Origin of the sequence: Halomonas sp. SIMBA_159 (genome assembly GCF_046536035.1) — a bacterium.
Lineage (GTDB): Bacteria > Pseudomonadota > Gammaproteobacteria > Pseudomonadales > Halomonadaceae > Vreelandella > Vreelandella venusta_A.
The window spans coordinates 1-238 of sequence record NZ_JAWJBT010001565.1 but is presented as its reverse complement, the minus strand read 5'-3'; the positions used below and the strand labels follow the sequence as shown (position 1 = coordinate 238).

The window sequence follows — 238 nt, the reverse complement described above, 5'->3', positions numbered from 1 at the left end:
GATACGTCTTTCTTTTCTGTAACAGCTACCAATTCATATTTGCTGTTAGCCATTAATTGATAATTCGCTTTATCCATATCATCATAAAAGAAAAAGGGATCATTTGCTGTCGTCACTTTTCCACTAAGGCCAAGCTGATGAAAGCATTGCCATGTGTTTTCAAGGAGTGTTTTTCTTGTTTCATTGATATATTCGCTGTCACCAATAAACACAATTTCACGCATACTAAATTCTAGTT

General features: G+C 34.5%; 1 protein-coding gene. It reads right to left on the bottom strand.

Translation table 11 applies throughout. The features are described from left to right. Positions 1 to 224 (bottom strand): hypothetical protein (locus R0J87_RS24500; protein ID WP_498889644.1); only part of this gene is annotated, 224 nt, incomplete at its 3' end. Positions 225 to 238: the final 14 nt, after the last annotated feature.